The sequence below is a fragment of the Sodalis glossinidius str. 'morsitans' genome, from assembly GCF_000010085.1.
Lineage (GTDB): Bacteria > Pseudomonadota > Gammaproteobacteria > Enterobacterales > Enterobacteriaceae > Sodalis > Sodalis glossinidius.
Window position 1 is genome coordinate 805,436 of the sequence record NC_007712.1, and the last position, 16,798, is coordinate 822,233.

The window sequence follows — 16,798 nt, forward strand, 5'->3', positions numbered from 1 at the left end:
AGATAGATAAGGAACACCACCATGTCAGAACGTTTGTACAATGACGTGGATCCGATCGAAACACGCGACTGGCTCCAGGCGATCGAATCGGTTATCCGTGAAGAAGGTATTGAACGCGCGCAATTCCTAATTGATCAGGTGCTGGATGAAGCGCGTAAAGGTGGGGTCAGCATTGCGCAAGGTGCCGCCGGACGCAACTACATCAACACGATTCCAGTCGAAGAGGAGCCTGAGTATCCCGGCAATCTGGAACTGGAGCGCCGCATCCGTTCCGCCATTCGCTGGAATGCCGTGATGACCGTGCTGCACGCGTCGAAGAAAGATTTGGAACTGGGCGGCCACATGGCGTCATTCCAGTCGTCCGCCACCATTTATGAAGTGTGCTTCAACCATTTCTTCCGCGCGCGCAACGATAAAGACGGCGGCGACCTGGTCTACTTCCAGGGGCACATCTCCCCCGGCGTGTACGCTCGCGCCTTCCTTGAAGGTCGTCTGAGCGAAGATCAGATGAACAACTTCCGCCAGGAAGTGTACGGTAAAGGGTTGTCATCCTATCCGCATCCGAAGCTGATGCCGGAGTTCTGGCAGTTCCCGACGGTGTCGATGGGCCTTGGCCCGATAAGCGCCATCTATCAGGCAAAATTCCTTAAATATCTTGACCACCGCGCGCTGAAGAACACCAGCAATCAGACCGTGTACGCCTTCCTGGGCGACGGCGAGATGGACGAGCCGGAATCCAAGGGCGCCATCACCATCGCGACCCGCGAGAAGCTGGACAACCTGGTATTCATCATTAACTGTAACCTGCAACGTCTGGACGGTCCCGTCACTGGTAACGGCAAGATCATCAACGAGCTGGAAGGCGTGTTCGGCGGCGCCGGCTGGGAAGTGATCAAGGTGGTCTGGGGCAGCCGCTGGGATGAGCTGCTGCGCAAAGACACCTCCGGCAAGCTGATTCAGCTGATGAACGAAACCGTCGACGGCGACTATCAGACCTTTAAATCGAAAAACGGCGCCTACGTACGCGAGCACTTCTTTGGTAAATACCCGGAAACCGCCGCGCTGGTGAAAGACATGAGCGACGACGAGATTTGGGCTCTCAACCGCGGCGGCCACGATCCGAAGAAAATCTATGCCGCTCTGCAAAAGGCCAAGAAAACCACCGGCAAGCCTGTGGTGATCCTGGCGCACACCATCAAAGGCTACGGCATGGGTGTGACCGCGGAAGGCATGAATATCGCGCACCAAGTGAAGAAAATGAACATGGAAGGGGTACTCTACTTCCGCGATCGTTTCAATCTGAGCACCATTACCGACGACAAGATCGAAGCGCTGCCCTATATCATTTTTGCAGAAGGGTCCGAAGAGCACACCTATCTGCACGAGCGCCGCAAAGCGCTGCACGGCTATCTGCCGAGCCGTCTGAAGGATTTCACCAAGCCGCTGGAGCTGCCGACGCTTGAGGATTTTGCGCCGCTGCTGGAAGAGCAGAAAAAAGAGATCTCCACCACCATCGCTTTTGTTCGCGTGCTGAACGTGATGCTGAAGAACAAGTCGATCAAAGATCGCCTGGTACCGATCATCGCCGACGAAGCCCGTACTTTCGGCATGGAAGGTCTGTTCCGCCAGATAGGCATCTACAGCCCCAACGGCCAGCAGTACACGCCGCAGGACCGCGAGCAGGTCGCCTATTACCGCGAAGACGAAAAGGGGCAGATCCTGCAAGAAGGGATCAACGAGCTGGGAGCGGCCTCTTCCTGGCTGGCGGCGGCGACCTCCTACAGCACCAACGATTTGCCGATGATTCCGTTCTACATCTACTATTCGATGTTCGGTTTCCAGCGTATCGGCGATCTGTGCTGGGCGGCGGGCGACCAGCAGGCGCGCGGTTTCCTTATCGGCGGCACCTCGGGGCGCACTACGCTGAACGGTGAAGGCTTGCAGCACGAAGACGGCCACAGCCATATCCAGTCGCTGACCATCCCGAACTGCATCTCCTACGATCCGGCCTATGCCTATGAAGTCGCGGTCATCATGCATGACGGTCTGACACGGATGTACGGTGATAAGCCGGAAAACGTCTACTACTATCTGACCACGCTGAACGAAAACTACGCCATGCCTGCCATGCCGAAAGGCGTGGAAAAGGGTATTTGCAAGGGGATCTACAAGCTGGAAACGCTGGAAGGCGGCAAAGGCAAAGTGCAGCTGATGGGCTCCGGCGCCATTTTGCGCCACGTGCGCGAAGCAGCGCAGATCCTGTCGAAAGACTATGGTGTAGGCTCAGATGTGTACAGCGTGACCTCGTTCACCGAACTGGCGCGCGACGGCCAGGATTGCGAGCGCTGGAACATGCTGCACCCGACCGAAACCCCGCGCGTGCCTTATGTGGCCACCGTGCTGAACGATGCACCGGCGGTGGCGTCCACCGACTATATGAAACTGTTCGCCGAGCAGATCCGCAACTTTATTCCTGCAAGCGAGTTCCGCGTTCTGGGCACCGACGGTTTTGGCCGTTCGGACAGCCGCGAGAACCTGCGTCATCACTTTGAAGTGGACGCCAGCTATGTGGTGGTTGCGGCGCTGGGTGAATTGGCCAAACGCGGCTATATCGGCGCTGATGTGGTGGCGCAGGCCATCAGCAAATTCGGCATCGATGCTGACAAAGTCAACCCGCGTCTGGTGTAAGAGGTAGAGTAAATCATGGCTATTGAAATCAACGTACCGGATATCGGTGCAGATGAAGTGGAAGTCACCGAAGTCCTGGTCAGCGTGGGCGATAAAGTTGACGCCGAGCAGTCGCTGATTACCGTGGAAGGCGATAAAGCGTCCATGGAAGTGCCCTCGCCGCAGGCGGGGGTGGTGAAAGAGTTAAAGGTGGCGGTGGGCGATAAAGTCACCACCGGCAAACTGATTATGGTCTTCGAGGAAGCCGAGGGTGGCGCTGAGAAGCCTGCCGCAGCGCCGGAGAAGGCCGACAGCGCGGCGGCCAAACCGGCCGCCGGCGGCGGTGCCGCACAGAGTAAAGAGGTTAACGTTCCCGATATCGGCGGCGACGAGGTGGAAGTCACCGAAGTGCTGGTGAAGGTGGGTGACAAGGTCGAAGCCGAACAGTCGCTTATCACCGTCGAGGGCGACAAGGCGTCGATGGAAGTGCCGGCGCCGTTCGAGGGTATCGTCAAAGAGATCAAGATTAACGTTGGTGATAAAGTCAGCACAGGTTCGCAGATTATGATGTTCGAGGTGGAAGGAGCCGCCAAGGAAAGCGCCGCGGCTGTGGCCCCTGCGTCGGCATCAGACGCCAACAAAAGCGCAGCTGCTGCCCCGTCATCGTCCGAAGGCAAAGGTGAATTTGCCGAGAATGATGCCTATGTGCACGCTACCCCGGTGATTCGCCGTCTGGCGCGCGAGTTCGGCGTCAACCTGGCGAAAGTGAAAGGCACCGGGCGCAAAGGCCGTATCCTGCGTGAAGATATTCAGGCATACGTCAAAGAGGCTGTCAAACGCGCTGAGGCCGCCCCAGCCGCTGCCGGTACGCTGCCGGGGCTGCTGCCGTGGCCGAAGGTGGACTTCAGCAAGTTCGGCGACACCGAAGAGGTGGAGCTGGGCCGGATTCAGAAAATCTCCGGCGCCAACCTGCACCGTAACTGGGTCATGATCCCCCATGTAACCCAGTTCGACGAAGCCGATATCACCGAAGTGGAAGCCTTCCGCAAACAGCAGAACGCTGAAGCCGAGAAGAAGAAGCTGGATGTGAAAATCACCCCACTGGTGTTTATCATGAAAGCGGTCGCCAAGGCGCTGGAAGAGCTGCCGCATTTTAACAGCTCGCTGTCGGCGGACGCCCAGAAACTGACGCTGAAGAAATACATCAATATCGGCGTGGCGGTTGATACCCCGAACGGCCTGGTCGTGCCGGTGTTCCGCAATGTGAATAAGAAAGGCATCGTAGAGCTGTCGCGCGAGCTGGCGGAGATCTCGAAAAAGGCCCGCGCCGGCAAACTGACTTCGTCGGATATGCAGGGCGGCTGCTTCACCATCTCCAGCCTGGGCGGCATTGGCGGCACGGCGTTCACGCCTATCGTCAATGCGCCGGAAGTGGCGATTCTCGGTGTATCAAAATCGTCGACGAAACCGGTATGGAATGGTAAAGAGTTTGCGCCGCGGCTGATGTTGCCGCTGTCGCTGTCCTATGACCACCGGGTCATCGACGGCGCCGACGGTGCGCGATTCATCAGCTTCATCAATAACGTTATGTCTGATATTCGCCGCTTGGTGATGTAACCTCCAGGCCGGCCTGCCTGTTTTCTGCGTCGCCGCCGGTGGCAAAGGGCTGTCCTCGGCGTTACCAACTCAACAAGCGCCGTCGTAACATACTTTGCAGTCTATTAACATTTCTGTAAACTATGCGCGATGGAGACGTCCCGGTGGACACAGCGTGTTATGCAAATACACGCGATAAAATAGACGTCTGACCCGCCGGACAATCAACTAAGAGGTCATTATGAGTACTGAAATAAAAACTCAGGTCGTGGTACTTGGGGCAGGCCCGGGCGGATATTCCGCGGCATTCCGCTGTGCGGATTTAGGTCTGGAGACCGTCCTGGTGGAACGTTATTCCACCCTCGGCGGGGTTTGCCTGAACGTAGGCTGTATCCCCTCCAAAGCATTATTGCACGTCGCTAAGGTTATCGAAGAGGCCAAGGCGCTGAGCAAAAACGGTATCGTCTTTGGCGAGCCGCAAACTGATATTGACAAAGTGCGCACCTGGAAGGAAAAGGTGGTCAATCAGCTGACCGGCGGTCTGAGCGGTATGGCCAAAGCGCGTAAGGTGAAGGTGGTGAACGGTTACGGTAAATTTACCGGTGCCAACACCCTGCAGGTGGAAGGCGAAAACGGCACGACAACCATTACCTTCGACAACGCTATTATTGCCGCAGGCTCCCGTCCGATCCAGCTGCCGTTTATCCCCCATGATGATCCCCGCGTATGGGATTCCACCGGTGCGCTCGCCCTGACGTCGGTGCCAGAGCGTCTGCTGGTGATGGGTGGCGGGATCATCGGTCTGGAAATGGCCACCGTTTACCACGCGCTGGGTTCGGAAATCGATGTGGTGGAAATGTTCGATCAGGTTATCCCGGCGGCCGATAAAGACGTGGTAAAAGTTTTTACCAAGCGCATCAGTTCCCAATTCAACCTGATGCTGGAAACCAAAGTCACCGTTGTGGAAGCCCGGGAAGACGGCGTGTATGTCAGCATGGAAGGGAAAAAAGCGCCGTCGGAAACCCAGCGCTATGACGCCGTGCTGGTCGCCATCGGCCGCGTGCCGAACGGCAAGCTGCTGGATGCCGGCCAGGCCGGGGTCGAGGTAGACGATCGCGGCTTTATCCGTGTAGACAAACAGATGCGCACCAATGTGCCGCACATTTACGCTATCGGCGATATCGTCGGCCAGCCGATGCTGGCGCACAAAGGCACCCACGAGGGCCACGTGGCGGCGGAAGTCATCGCCGGCAAGAAACACTATTTCGATCCTAAAGTCATTCCGTCTATTGCCTATACCGAGCCGGAAGTGGCATGGGTCGGCCTGACGGAAAAAGAAGCGAAAGAGAAAGGCATCAGCTATGAAGTCGCCACTTTCCCGTGGGCAGCCTCCGGACGTGCCATTGCTTCCGACTGCCAGGACGGCATGACCAAGCTGATTTTCGATAAAGAAAGCCATCGGGTCATCGGCGGCGCCGTGGTCGGGGTCAACGGCGGCGAGCTACTGGGCGAAATCGGTTTGGCCATCGAAATGGGCTGCGACGCGGAAGATATCGCGCTGACCATCCATGCGCACCCCACGCTGTATGAATCGGTGGGTCTGGCGGCGGAAGTGTACGAAGGTACCATTACCGATCTGCCCAACGCCAAAGCGAAGAAAAAGAAATAAAGTATCTGCGGTCATCCGCAACAAAGGCGCCGGAGGGAGCGTTAAATTAAATGGCAATGCATTGAAAATAAAGGGATTTAATTTCGCAGTGTCCAGATAACGTCCATCTTTGACCAAAAGGCCCCGGTTTCCGGGGCTTTTCTTTTGTCGTCAACGACAGCACACAGCATCGCCTGGGCTGCCGTTTTTGCCTGATGCAGAGAGTTAAGAGAGGTTCAGGGTCAGCAGGTCATTGCCGTAATGTGTGCGGAGAAAAACGTTTTGGGCAGGGTAAAATCTTTCGGCAAGTCAACGGACTTCGGCGTGTTCAGCATTCTTTCCAGCGTGGTAAAGGTGCTACCGCATAACAGATTCTGGCACTGATGGTAGCTGCGCCGGGTTTCCGAACTCATTCCCTCGCTGGTGCGGGTTTTTGCCACCGCGCCGCAACGTGGACACTTGAACGCCATAAAACTTCCCACAATGACACTATTTGTTTACGGATAGTGTGTCATTATGTTGACACCTTGTCAGCCAGCGCCATCTCGGCATCCCGCAGGCTGACCTCAAGCTCCAGAGCAGTGACATACCCCCGCTCGCCCAGCGTATGGACCACACGGGCAATCACCCACCCGGCGTTGTCTATGGCCGGCTTGAAGCCGCTGACGCGCGCAGGCAGCTCAGGGTAAATATCGGGTCTGCCCCGGGCCAGGGTAATGCCGAACTCCGCTGCACCGCGTTGTAGGGTGGACCATTTCGCCGCTGCCGCCCGTCGCGCCGGCAAGATAATCCCCTTCACGGCGGGAGGAGGCGTGTTTTTTCTTGTCGGACGCCCGTTTGCGCGTCAGGGTCGTTTCCGCTTTTTTGCCCACATTCAAATCCAGCCAGTAGGCACGTACGCCGGTATAGGCGTCACAGTCCGCCACCCGAAAGCTGTGCCGGTCACCGCTTGCACGGGTCAGGCTGATGGCTGGCAACAGCTTACCGCTTTGCGTTGTTCCTTGCCCTGGCACCATAAACAACAACATGCCGTTCTTGATGGTGGCAATGGCACCCAGCAGTTCAGCCATGCGGGTTAAAAAGCTGATATCACTCTCCTGAGTCTGATCGGCGTGGTCAATTTCCACGTCCTTCAGACTGCGGCTCACGCCGGTTTGCAGGCGGTAGCGTCCGGCTATCGCGCTGACCACTGTGGCTCACTTCATCGACGGTAAATAGCCCCTTATGAACCAGCGCTTCGCCTTCCCAGCCCAGGGAGACGGAGATTTGTACGCCACGAGCAGGCAAATCTATCCCGTCGTCGGCATCGTCGAGCACCATCTCCAGCGTGTCGGCCTCAAATCCCCGGTTATCCGTCAGCGTCAGGGAGAGAAGACGGTCATTCACCGTCCCGACGCGCTTTCCGCCCATCAGCAAATCAAACGCCGGGCGGCGGGCATCCTCATTGCTGAGCAGGGTGTCGACAAATTCCATGGTACGGTCTCCGCTTTTTTGTCATACAGCATTGCCGCCAGGCCCTGCGCGGGCAATCCTGCCAGATTGTAAGAAGACCCTTGAAGGGGTGAAAACCTACCGCAAGACCTTTAGCCAGCGCGAGCTGATGATCATCTACCCGGATTTTATTGCCTACAACGCCCAGTCAGGTAAAAACGAGACCGTACCGGCCACTGCCTATGCCCTGGGGCTACGGGCAAAACTGGATGCGGAGCAGGGTTGGCACAAATCGTTATCGAATGTGGCGCTGGACGGCGTACTGGGGATTTCTGCGGACATCTGGTGGTCGTTGCAGGGCAAGGACACCGATGCCAGCGACCTCAACGCGCATCACGTCACCACGCTTATCAAGCGTGGTGGCTTCTATACCCGTACCGCGCAGATCCTGGCGGACATGATCGCCGAGGCGCATTTTTCCTATATGGATAAAACGCTTACCCCGTTGTTGGTGAAAGATGTGGTCGACGGCATCAACCGCAAGGGGATGCAGCTGGTGACGTCGGGACGGTTGCTGGGCTTTTCCTGTTGGTATGATCCGGCCGATAACCCGAAAGAAACCCTGCGCGAAGGGCAGGCACATATCCGTTACAAATACACGCCGGTACCGCCACTGGAGAGCATGGGACTGATCCAGACCTTCACGGACGAATACTTCGCCGTTTTCAATCAGCTGGGGTAAGGAAGACATCATGGGAATGCCGAAAAAGCTGTTTATGTTCGATACCTATATTAACGGCCAGACCTATCTGGGGCTGATTGAGGAAATTACGCCACCCAAGCTGTCGTTGAAAACCGAAGACTATCAGGGGGCCGGCATGCCAGGCTCGGTAGCGGTATTGATGGGGTTTGACAGCAGCGCCCTGGATATGGAGCTGACCATGTGCGGGCTGGAAGTGAGCCTGCTGAAAACCCTGGGCGGCCCCATTGACAGCCTGCAGCTGCGCTTCGCGGGCTCCTACACGGATGCTGCCAGCAGGCAGGCCGTCGCCTGTGAAATCTAGACGCGTGGCCGCTTTACCGAGCTGGACTGGGGGGCCGCCAAGGAGGGAGAAAACACCCAGCACAAGTACACGCTGAAAAATACCTATTGTCGCATCGCCATCGAACGCGAGGATGTGCTCGAAGTCGATATGATTAACATGATTTGGAAAGTCGGCGGCAAGGATCTGCTGGAGAGTCACCGTGCCAACATGGGTCATTGATACGCCAGGCACCATCCCTTTATGAAACCACAGGAAGACGCGACTTATGTCTAAAATTATCCCTTTGAGTGTTGCCATCAAACGTACCAGCGGCGAAGAAATCACGGAAGTGACGATAACCGATACCCTAAAACAGGTCGGTGCGCTGCGCGGCCTGAAACTGTATGACGTGATGACCAGTGATGTGAATGCCCTGATCACGCTTCTGCCCGCGTAACACACCCACGCCTGACGGAAAAATTATCACCATGAATGTTCAGTACTTTTCACAGTTTGCGGCGGGCGTGGCTGATTTTTTGGCACCGAACTCGGCAGCGACTGGGACGACATCGGACGATGCGTTATCCGCTGTCCCTGCGTAGAAACTGATGAGCTTATTGCCGAAGGAGAAGAAAAAACTCCAGGCGGTGGCCGCCCAGCTGTACCGTCACGGCATTTCCATCCGTCAGAGCGATAACGCTACCGCGCAGCTCACCCGCCGCACTGAAAGCTATAACCGCCAGCTGGTCGCGCAGCAGCGCCATTTAAGTGCCCTGACGCGCATGCAGGCCAGCTATGCCCGCGCCAAAGAGACGCGCGGCAAGCTCGCGGGCAGAGGGGCCGACGCCATGGCGGCGGGTGGGGGCGAGCTGTATGCCTCACAACGCCTGCTGGCCCCTGGACGGGATTTTGATGCCGGCATGTCCAGCGTGCAGGCGTTGACCCGCCTGGGCTACTTGGATGCGGGGCAGATGGATCGCGTGTCCGACGTCCTGACCGGTGCGTTTACCCGTACCAATACCGATTTACGCCAGCTGGGGGAAACCATGACCTATGCGGGCCCGATGGCGGCGGATCTGGGCGTCAGTCTGGAAAGCATGGCGGCCATGGCGGAGATCCTCAAGGAGGCCAGGCAGGCGCTGCGCACGTTTGACCAACCCAGCCAGGCGCGCCTGAAAAAAGATTTGTTTGGCGAAGAGGCCATGGTGGGCATGGGCGCGGTGATGGAGGCCGCCGTTAACGGCAAGTATGACGCCCTGTTTAACGCCCTGATGCACGCGGGCGGCGAAACTGGGCGCATTGCGCAACCGCGGGGCGCTGCTGGCAATGCCCTGCAGATGGGCCTGTCACGGGGTGCGGCCAGGGCCGGACGGGGGCAGCGCTGGCCGTGTTGGGCAATGGGCTCAGGACGCTGGCCACTTCGGGCTTTGGTATGTTGTGCAATGTTGCCAGAGCGGGGGTTACCCTGCTGGTTGCGGCACTGGTGGCCGCGGGCGTACTGATTTGGACGTATTGGGAACCCCTTAAGGCGTTTTTCTCCGGTTTTTTCACCGGCCTGAGCAGGACTGGCACCACTGAAAGAGGCGTTTATGGCGGTCTTTACGCCTCTGGCCCCGGTCTTTGACGGTATTGGTCACTCTATCAGCCAGGTGTGGGACTGGTCTACGCGTCTTCTGACGCCGGTGGCGTCCTCAAAAGCCTCCCTCGAAAAATGCACCAGTGCTCAAACGCGGCGGCACCGACGTTGTAGCTAAAGGAGACCAGCACCGCCCGCTGGTAATCGCTCATCGGTACGCTGACGGCACGGTCAACCACACGGGAAAACGTTGCCCAGTCGCGCTCCAGTAAGGCCCGGCACTCGGCGGCGCGTTTTCGTCCCGCCGGTGTGCGTTTCGTCGTCTTGCTGGCCGGTGTCGACTCAGCGGCTTTTTTCAACTGGCGATCAAGCACTTCGATATCCCGCTTGACCTCGATTACCGCTGTGCAGGCGCAAGGCCTGTTGCAGCAGTGACAATGCCTCGGCGCTGTCCCCGTCGGCGGCCCTGTTTCTCAGGGTGTACGCCAGCGTTTTAAGCAGGGAGGTAAGGGCGTCATACACCAAGGCGTCGAGGTGGGCATATTTGCCTTTGGCGACAATCTTGCCGTCTTCATCGCGTTGAGTCAGGGTGATCCCCTTCATGATGCGCTGTGGCGCGTCCTCACGCAGGTGCTGTAACCAGCCCTTCTTGGTGTCCTGCAGCAGCGGATGTTTGGCCCGGTCCGACTTCGCGGCGCGAGAAGTGCCGTTGAAGCCCACCATCAGCCGGTCATTCGCCTCCTGGCGGGCGATCTGGTCGCTTATCATCTGATGAAACTGCGGGTGGCCGCTCCAGGCATCAATCTGCGTATACGACAGGAAGGTATCGAAATTGGTTTGCTCACAGCGGTAGCGGTGCGCCGTCAGGGTATGCAGTGAGACTGGCTCACGGCGATCGCTGGGGGGGGGGGGGAGATAACCTCTGGCGACAACGTGTGACCCTGCGCGATGCCATCGACCAGGGGTATGATCGCGTTGATATCAATGCGTTGATGGCCGAGTACAGACCGGACGAATTTGCCAATCTGTTTATGTGTGAATTTGTGCGCAGGGGCGAATCCGCGTTCGACTATGATGCACTGCTGCGCTGCGCCGTCGATGGCTACAACAAAAACGTCTGGCCAGACTGGCAACCCTTCGCGCCGCGCCCGCTGGGCGATCGCCCGGTATGGCTGGGGTACGATCCGACCGGCAGCGGCGGCAAGGGGGATAGCGGAGGTCTGGTGGTGCTGGCTCCGCCACAGGTCGCCGGCGGCACCTTTCGTATCGTGGAGCGCCAGCAGTTACGCGGCCTGGAGTTTGAGCAGCAGGCAGAAGCCATCCGGCTGATAACCCGGCGCTATCAGGTCCAGTTTATCGGTATTGACGGTACCGGTGCCGGTGAAGCGGTCTGGTCACTGGTGCGTAAGTTCTTTCCGGCGGCCCAGTGCCTGCAGTATTCCCCGGCACTGAAGCGGGCACTGGTATGAGCCGCCCATCAGCTTTGACGGACTGGCGCGGGCATTTTCCTCGGCGGTCTATCACCAGTCGCCGCTGTTTTTTAAATGCAATGTGATCATAAGCTGCGTTGAGCCACACCTGCTGCTGACGCATGATGATATGAAAGCGCTTGTGCTGGATTTTCTGGTGTTTGGCAATGCCTATCTGGAAGCCAGGCGTAACCGGCTGGGACAGGTAATCCGGTTAATCCGCACGCCCGCCAAATATATGCGGCGCGGTGAGCAGGCAGGGCGCTACTGGTTTGTGAAAAGCTGGATGGAAGAGCATGAGTTTGCCCCCGACAGCGTATTTCATCTGATGAACCCGGATATTCATCAGGAAATTTACGGGCTACCGGAATATCTGGCAGGACTGGTGTCCGCCAGCCTGAGTCAGGTGGCCACGCTGTTTCGTACCCGCTTCTTTGAGAACGGCAGCCATGCCGGAGTGCTGGTCCATTTGACGGACGCGCTGGCAGATCCGGAAGGGGCCAAAAAACTGGAGCAGGCCCTGAGCAGTGCCCGTGGCAACGGGGCCTTCAGGAATGTGTTTTTACATACGGTAGCGGTTCAAAGGACGGCATCCAGATAAAACCTTTTAGCCAGATTGCAGCCAAAGATGAATTTATGAACATCAAGGACGCGACGCGCGACGATATGCTGGCCATGCATCGCGTCCCGCCGCAGCTGATGGGGATTATCCCCAACAGCAGCAGTAATTTCGGGACGTAGAGAAGGCAGCGAAGGTCTTTGCCATCAATGAACTGACACCGGTGATGGAAAGCCTGCTCTCCCTCAATGGCTGGCTGGGGCAGGAGGTTATCCGCTTTAAGTCTTATGCCCTGCTGGATGCGCTGGGAGCAAGTAAGACTTAATAATCAGACGCTCATAACTCATGCCAAATCACTTTGGTGGTTAGCGTCAAGGCATCCCCTCTATTGAGAACCACCTCTTTGTTATCGTAATAGACGTGTGTCTGATAGCCTGCGTTCGTGGCAATTTTTATTATTTTGTTTTCTTCTACAACTGAAGGAATAAAAATTTTAGATGCCCATCCGCCATCATACATCTTAATGATTATATGATTTTGTTCATTTAATGCGTTGCGCAACGCCTCTTCGGTTATATCTTTTCCATTAATTATGGGAAAAGTATGGAATGATTTTTCATCTAAATAATCAATGATTTCATGCCGTAATTCATCAATTTTAAGCCAGGTTTTTTGATCATATATTTTATCAATTTTGTAATAATTTTGTTCTTTAACGGTATTGTTGCCATCAGGCATATCGTTAAGATATTTTTTGTTCATTAATATTGACGCATTGGTCAACAGGTCATTTCGGTCATTTCTCTCTAATTCAGTTAGCTCTCTAGCCAAAACCGATAATTGAGGGAGATTGATAGTCTGGTCATATTGGTCTAATCTCTTGTTGTTAAAGAAATCCCATGCTTCAAAAACTAGTGATTCACGACTTGTTTTTATTAACCAACCAGGACCATCTGATTTAACTCCATTTTCTCCTTTCGTCAAACTTGGAATTTCAACCAGTGTACCAAAAGGGCGTTGAATAAATTCAATTACTCCAAAACCATTATGTATATGGCCGTTCAGCATGATGATTTGCGGATATTCGTTGAATAATTCCTTTAGGATTTCATCCTGATCGCCGAAACCACCAAAGAGGCCTGCTCTCCAATGAGAGGAGTTAAATGGTTGATGTGTGACAACAAAAATTGGTTTATGGATGTCGCTATTTTCAGCTAACTTTTCTTTTAGCCATCTTATTGAATTATCATTCAAATACATTTTATCTTTAAGACCGAGATCGGTATTCAAGCATAAAACATGATATTCATTAAACCAAGCATCAATACACATCATATTATCATAGTATTTAATGCCAAATTTATCTAAATGTTTGTGATATAAACCAACCAAATCCGGGTCTAAAGATTGATCTGGTTTAGCTCCTGTTCTCACATCGTGATTACCCAACATAAGCATCATGTGATTATGAAAATCACTTGGGAAACAATTTGTTATAATTGAAAGAGCCTTTTCTCTATCTCTATGATAATCACCAATATCACCGGCCATAATTAATGCTGTGGCTCCATTATTTACCATATTTTTCAATGACACCTCAAGTATATCATTCTCACGCTTACCATTCTGGTGTATATCACTAATTACGCCAATAATCATATCACATATCCTTTACTATAAATTACATTTAACTTTTATGAGTGTGTCTAACAACGATAATAATTATTATAACTATCAATATATATTATTTATGATTTTTATTAAATTAATTTAATGTTTATTGATAGAAGGTTGAAACAATAAGGGGAAATCTCAGAAAACGACAAATAAAGCATGTTAAGACGATTTCAGAGATCGAACCCTGATCTTGTCTAAAACGTCTGGCCCGCACCAAAAATTCACTCAAACAAAAATAGCCATTCTCGTTAACCCCTGAACAGCCCACCAAGCAAGGCACATGTAAAAACACGATAACCTCCCGCCAATGAAAATTTAACGCCGTGCAGTGCCGCGGCGGCGTATTTTTTCGCCTTTTTCGTCGGTAAGTGCACGCAGGGTTTCTTGCCGCCAAAACCCCTCAGCGCGCAAAAAGGGGGCTTTTTTGTGCACCTATGCAGAGGGGGAGACGCCGCGCCAGTACTGGCCCGAGACGGGTTTTCGGGGGTGGTAAAAATTGTGCACTTTTGTGCAGCCAGAAATCACGATGGCAGCGGACTGGAAACGACGAGTGATTTTAGTTATCCGCAAGCCTTTTCAGTACCTCAGCATGCTGCATCCTGCAGCGTTTGAAAGCCTCTTCAAAAGTCATTCCCTTCTAGCCGGAAACCTCGTTGACGCTTGTAAAATCGGCCCTAGGTATGGCAGCGTGTGCCGTCTGAGAGAGGCACGCCAATCCGAGCTTTTTAGCCAAGGCAACTTCAGCACAGGCACCCGCACTGTCCTGCCAGCCGTCCAGCAGGTAAATTCCGTCGGTGCATTGCAACATGGCCAGGCCGATGCGCATGCAGTCAGCCTCGGAAAGACCATCCGGTAGCATGGTGGGATTGAGTGGAATAGCGCCCTGAGCGGATAGCCGGCCAGGGAAAAAGTTGTCCGGTTGAAATCGGGTTTTCCGGTCATAGGACCGGCAATGTAAATTCGCATGATGACCTCTTAATAAGTATTGAATGGGCGTTCGGTTTAACAGGAAATGTTGGTTTAAAGGAACGCACGGCAAGGCGTCGTAAATGGCTCCCCAGGGCTCAATCACCGGCCTCTTCAAATTCGCCGTTTGCATTAAGCACATACCAGGTATCCGGTTTCACGCCGTTGTCGCCAATCTTGCTGGCGCGGATGTGGATAATGTCGCCCTCATCATTGCGGTAGCACAGTACGATTGCGCTGCCCTCAGCGGCTTTAGCCTTACCCTGCGCGCCGAGAGACGCGGCAACCGATCCGATGCCGCTAACGTCTGCCGTCGACCGGTGGCCGGTGTTGGTGGCGGCGGACCCGTCGCCTTCAACGATAGTCCGTTCTGCGGACTTATCAATTTTACTCGCTATGCACTCGACGGCGCGGCCAACCATTTGGTGGAGGGACAGCGCCTTCTTGATGGTAATTGTGCTACTGGCGAGTTTGCTGCCTCTCGCTCCATGGGCGATATCGCCGAATACTTCAACCTCGGCAAAACGATGATTTGCAGGCTCGTCGTAATTAAAGACATCAAGCGGATATTCGCAGGTGTGAAAACCTGAACTATAGATTTCTACCGCGCCGTCATGATGCGGCTCGGCGACACGCATACCGAAAAAGCGCCGCTTCTGGCGATGGCATTTGGCGCGGGCGCAAGTCCAGACGCCATTAAGGTAGCGCTGGGTGTCTGCCGGGCTGTCCCCGTTCCATTTACGGTTAACGCGCCCATTTTCCAGCGTGGCGTGATGGCTTGAGGGGGCTGTAACAGTTACAAATGCGCCAATATAGCCCTGTTCATTGGCGATATCTTCATACCCCTGTAGTCGTACCATCAGCTCAGTGTGTCGGATGGCGGGATTGGCCTGGCTGGCGGCATAGCCATCCATCAGGCTGATACGGTTACCCTCTCCATCTTCCAGCGCCATGCATTTGCGCCACTCGTTGGCGGTACGGCGCAGGCTGTTCAGCCACCACCGCGCATCACACATTCGTCTGATGGCCGGTTGGGCATCAAAGGGAACAAAACATTTTTCTAGCTTGCGCCAGAGCGGCGGCTGTAGGCCCAGCAGATGAACAATGTGGGCCAGGTGGTCATAGACGATGCGCCATTCGCTTTTATCGCACTGCGCGTGGGTCAGGCGGGCCACTTCCGTGGCGGCAACATGGGCGGCGTCGTTCGCCAGGGACTTGAGCGCATGACTGTCCAGGTCGGGCAGACGCTGACGCTGGGTGCGCAGGCGTAAAAAGGCCACCACGCCATTATGCTGGGGGGATTGGGTTGCGCGGTCGCCAAACAGCGCCCGGAAATCGTCGTCTGCTATTTCATTCAGGCGGTAGCCGGCGTTTGCACACGCAATGCGCGGCAACATCACCTTAACCACGGACTCGGTTAGCCAGCGGCGGGCGCTGTCAAAGCCCTTTTGCTTTTCGCGCTGGTCAAAGCGCCAGTAAATACTGGAACTCACCGTTTCCAGCTGGTCGTCAACCTGCTTTTTCGCCAGGAGAGTGTCCTCGCGGCGAAGCTCGGTAAGGCGCATTTCCTCAACGGCGTGATGTAATAACCGGTGAAGCCGTCCCTGTCTTCAGGCGGGAAATAAGACGGGTCGGTATACACTGCGTAGTGCTCATCTACATGGAGCGCCAGTGTTTCCTCAAAGGGCAGGCAGACAAACCGGATATGGGTATCGCGCGCCTTTTCGGCGAACAGGCGGATTTCTGCGGCGGGGAAATAGGGCTTTTTGTAATGTTCATACGGGATGTTAAATTCGCCACGCAGGTTGTAGCGGCACAGGCCGTTGTAGCCATGGCGATTGAGGTAAAGGAACACGGCGGCACGTTTAATGCCCCTGGTCGCTCGCCATTGGGCAAAATTGGTGCGGTAACGAAAATAGTCAACAGAAGTGTTAGCGTGCCTGAACAGCGGCAGCGCTGCCTGTATGACGCTTTCCGGGCTATCAACAACCGCCTGGTAGAAATTGATAAGGTCCGGGTTAATGTCTGCCAGCACATAGCGAGGGTAGTCAGTAGCGAGGAAAACCGAGGCACCGCCGACAAAAGGTTCGACCAGACAGTCAGCCGCCGGCAGGAAGGGGCGCAAGCGGGGCATCAGGCGAGACTTGCCGCCCGCCCATTTCAGGATAGGTTTCATCTGCATGT

General features: G+C 55.1%; 13 protein-coding genes and 4 pseudogenes. 9 read left to right on the forward strand and 8 right to left on the reverse strand.

Translation table 11 applies throughout. From position 1 onward, the window contains the following. Positions 1–21: 21 nt before the first annotated feature. From aceE to lpdA, 3 genes are all read left to right on the forward strand, one after another. A complete protein-coding gene (aceE, locus tag SGP1_RS04115; RefSeq protein ID WP_011410440.1) occupies positions 22–2,688 on the forward strand; it encodes a pyruvate dehydrogenase (acetyl-transferring), homodimeric type in 2,667 nt (888 codons plus the stop codon). Between the two features lie 15 nt (positions 2,689–2,703). Then, entirely contained in the window at positions 2,704–4,284 is a 1,581-nt protein-coding gene (gene aceF, locus SGP1_RS04120) for a pyruvate dehydrogenase complex dihydrolipoyllysine-residue acetyltransferase (protein ID WP_011410441.1), read from the forward strand. 220 nt (positions 4,285–4,504) lie between these two features. After that, positions 4,505–5,932, forward strand: a complete 1,428-nt coding sequence (lpdA, locus tag SGP1_RS04125; protein WP_011410442.1) for a dihydrolipoyl dehydrogenase — start codon at positions 4,505–4,507, stop codon at positions 5,930–5,932. A gap of 221 nt (positions 5,933–6,153) precedes the next feature. Here lpdA and SGP1_RS23315 read toward each other — a convergent pair whose 3' ends face one another. Both SGP1_RS23315 and SGP1_RS04135 read right to left on the reverse strand, forming a co-directional pair. Next, on the reverse strand, positions 6,154–6,381 hold the full coding sequence (locus tag SGP1_RS23315) for an ogr/Delta-like zinc finger family protein (protein ID WP_148203359.1): 228 nt from the start codon (positions 6,379–6,381) through the stop codon (positions 6,154–6,156). A 44-nt stretch (positions 6,382–6,425) separates the two neighbouring features. Next, positions 6,426–7,384 (reverse strand): annotated as a pseudogene (locus SGP1_RS04135) (contractile injection system protein, VgrG/Pvc8 family). Between the two features lie 76 nt (positions 7,385–7,460). Between SGP1_RS04135 and SGP1_RS04140 the strand changes: the two are divergent. From SGP1_RS04140 to SGP1_RS04155, 4 genes and pseudogenes are all read left to right on the forward strand, one after another. Next, positions 7,461–8,084: pseudogene (locus SGP1_RS04140) on the forward strand (phage tail sheath subtilisin-like domain-containing protein); the annotation flags it as partial. A 34-nt stretch (positions 8,085–8,118) separates the two neighbouring features. Continuing rightward, positions 8,119–8,607 (forward strand): annotated as a pseudogene (locus SGP1_RS04145) (phage major tail tube protein). Positions 8,608–8,653: 46 nt separating this feature from the next. Continuing rightward, on the forward strand, positions 8,654–8,824 hold the full coding sequence (locus SGP1_RS35560; RefSeq protein WP_341532823.1) for a hypothetical protein: 171 nt from the start codon (positions 8,654–8,656) through the stop codon (positions 8,822–8,824). Positions 8,825–8,975: 151 nt separating this feature from the next. Next, a complete protein-coding gene (locus SGP1_RS04155) occupies positions 8,976–9,869 on the forward strand; it encodes a phage tail tape measure protein (RefSeq protein ID WP_041866617.1) in 894 nt (297 codons plus the stop codon). A gap of 160 nt (positions 9,870–10,029) precedes the next feature. Here the strand turns inward: SGP1_RS04155 and SGP1_RS29070 are convergent, their stop codons facing one another. Next, on the reverse strand, positions 10,030–10,317 hold the full coding sequence (locus SGP1_RS29070) for a glycoside hydrolase family protein (RefSeq protein ID WP_050747395.1): 288 nt from the start codon (positions 10,315–10,317) through the stop codon (positions 10,030–10,032). Beyond that, a complete protein-coding gene (locus SGP1_RS04165; RefSeq protein WP_083764664.1) occupies positions 10,310–10,819 on the reverse strand; it encodes a P2 family phage major capsid protein in 510 nt (169 codons plus the stop codon). Before SGP1_RS04165 ends, SGP1_RS29070 begins: the two co-directional genes overlap by 8 nt. Between SGP1_RS04165 and SGP1_RS04170 the strand changes: the two genes are divergently transcribed. Together SGP1_RS04170 and SGP1_RS32640 are read left to right on the forward strand one after the other, a co-directional pair. Beyond that, on the forward strand, positions 10,819–11,412 hold the full coding sequence (locus tag SGP1_RS04170) for a hypothetical protein (protein ID WP_083764665.1): 594 nt from the start codon (positions 10,819–10,821) through the stop codon (positions 11,410–11,412). The two genes, SGP1_RS04165 and SGP1_RS04170, sit on opposite strands and share 1 nt — an antisense overlap. 130 nt (positions 11,413–11,542) lie before the next feature. Then, on the forward strand, positions 11,543–12,013 hold the full coding sequence (locus SGP1_RS32640) for a phage portal protein (protein ID WP_243466081.1): 471 nt from the start codon (positions 11,543–11,545) through the stop codon (positions 12,011–12,013). A gap of 294 nt (positions 12,014–12,307) precedes the next feature. On the opposite strand, the gene SGP1_RS04180 is transcribed toward SGP1_RS32640, so the two are convergent. The 4 genes and pseudogenes from SGP1_RS04180 to SGP1_RS26560 all read right to left on the reverse strand — a co-directional run bounded on the left by SGP1_RS04180 (position 12,308) and on the right by SGP1_RS26560 (position 16,790). After that, positions 12,308–13,630 (reverse strand): metallophosphoesterase family protein, encoded by a 1,323-nt coding sequence (locus SGP1_RS04180; RefSeq protein ID WP_011410444.1) that lies wholly within the window; start codon positions 13,628–13,630, stop codon positions 12,308–12,310. Between the two features lie 655 nt (positions 13,631–14,285). Continuing rightward, a pseudogene (locus SGP1_RS04185) lies at positions 14,286–14,614 on the reverse strand (DUF4406 domain-containing protein). A 98-nt stretch (positions 14,615–14,712) separates the two neighbouring features. Further along, positions 14,713–16,179 (reverse strand): replication endonuclease, encoded by a 1,467-nt coding sequence (locus SGP1_RS31310; protein WP_173340356.1) that lies wholly within the window; start codon positions 16,177–16,179, stop codon positions 14,713–14,715. Further along, positions 16,104–16,790 carry a Dam family site-specific DNA-(adenine-N6)-methyltransferase gene (locus SGP1_RS26560; protein WP_011410445.1) on the reverse strand — a complete coding sequence of 229 codons (687 nt, stop codon included), beginning with the start codon at positions 16,788–16,790 and terminating at the stop codon, positions 16,104–16,106. The genes SGP1_RS31310 and SGP1_RS26560 overlap by 76 nt, the downstream gene beginning before the upstream one ends. Between the last annotated feature and the right edge of the window lie 8 nt (positions 16,791–16,798).